Origin of the sequence: Pseudoalteromonas sp. BSi20652, assembly GCF_000239855.1 — a bacterium.
Classification (GTDB): Bacteria; Pseudomonadota; Gammaproteobacteria; order Enterobacterales; family Alteromonadaceae; genus Pseudoalteromonas.
In genome coordinates, this window is sequence record NZ_BADT01000144.1 from 1 (window position 1) to 1,661 (window position 1,661).

Below are 1,661 nucleotides of genomic sequence, written 5' to 3' on the forward strand. Positions count from 1 at the left end.
TTTTTTTATATCTGAATTTTATTGCATATAGTTTTCTGGCAAGTCAATTTGCGAAACACCTGACTCTACAGCAGCAAGTGCAACAGCCCTTGCTATACGCGGCAGCAAACGCGGATCCATTGGTTTTGGAATAATATACTGCGCACCAAATTCTAGTTTATCTACGCCGGCTGCTTTTAAAACTTCTGCAGGCACAGGTTCTTTAGCAATACTACGAATAGCCTCTACTGCAGCAATTTTCATTTCATCGTTAATAGCGCTTGCACGTACATCAAGTGCACCGCGGAAAATAAACGGGAAACATAAAACATTATTAACCTGATTAGGGTAATCAGAGCGCCCTGTTGCCATAATTAAATCATTTCGTGCACTATGAGCAAGTGCAGGATCAATCTCAGGATCTGGGTTAGAACATGCAAACACAACAGGATTTTCAGCCATTAGCTTTAAATCTTCAGCCGCTAATAAGTTAGGGCCGGAAACACCCACAAATACATCGGCGTCTGCAATTACATCTTGCAACGAACGCTTATCGGTATTGTTAGCAAAAAGCTTCTTGTATTCATTTAAGTCATCACGGCGAGTATGAATTACACCTTTGCGGTCAAGCATGTAAATGTGCTCACGCAATGCGCCACATTTAATTAAAAGTTCCATACATGCAACTGCGGCAGCGCCCGCACCCAAACATACAATAATTGCATCTTCGATTGACTTACCTTGTACTTCTAGCGCATTTAACATGCCAGCAGCCGTTACAATTGCCGTACCGTGCTGATCGTCATGAAAAACAGGAATGCTACAACGCTCGATTAATGCTTTTTCAATTTCAAAACACTCAGGTGCTTTAATATCTTCAAGGTTAATACCACCGAATGTATCAGCAATATTGGCAACCGTATTAATAAAGTCTTCTGTTGTTTTGTGCTTAACCTCAATATCAATAGAATCAAGGCCAGCGAAACGTTTAAACAATAACGCTTTGCCCTCCATTACAGGTTTTGATGCTAAAGGACCTAAATTACCAAGGCCTAAAATTGCAGTGCCATTAGTGATTACCGCAACCATATTACCTTTGCCAGTATACTTGTAAGCATTTGCAGGATCTGCGGCAATTTCACGCACAGGTTCGGCAACACCAGGGCTATACGCTAGCGCAAGATCTTGAACCGTTTCAGCGGGTTTTGTTAGCTCAATGCTAATTTTGCCTGGTACGGGGTGTGAGTGGTAATGTAGTGCTTGTTCACGAAAGTCCGACATAACGCGATGGTATCCTGCAATTTAAGTTAAAGTGAGAGGTGGTGTCTTGGGGTACAATACCCTTATTATTTTTAAATTCCAAGCAATATCAGGTCTATCCTGTTATATGCTATATCCTTAATTTTAAGAAGTTTTTTAGTAATTTTTCTGGATTATATCAACATTAAATAAATAAAAATTCACCTAAAAAGTAAGTTTTAAGAGCTTTTATACCTACTTGAATATTTATAAAATGTACTTTTAAAGTCTTGCCATAAATTTAAAATAACAGCCTATTGTTCTACTTTAAAAACAGATAACTCCACGTTAGCTACTTTTATCAACCTAGTTAAAAATTGTACTATTTAAAATATAGAGAATATATATCGATTTGTCTGCAAAGGTTTATGCATACTCAGAAT

The 1,661-nt window shown here is 38.2% G+C and carries 1 protein-coding gene; it reads right to left on the bottom strand.

Features of this window, described 5'->3' with window-relative positions; all coding sequences use genetic code 11:
• Positions 1-18: 18 nt before the first annotated feature.
• Positions 19-1,260: a malic enzyme-like NAD(P)-binding protein gene (locus tag P20652_RS06705; protein ID WP_008169942.1), complete on the bottom strand. Its 1,242-nt coding sequence runs from the start codon at positions 1,258-1,260 to the stop codon at positions 19-21.
• Positions 1,261-1,661: the final 401 nt, after the last annotated feature.

Coding starts and splice junctions, on each gene's coding strand:
- P20652_RS06705 (WP_008169942.1), bottom strand. CDS start 1,260: ATGTCGGACTTTCGTGAACAAGCACTACATTACCACTCACACCCCGTA.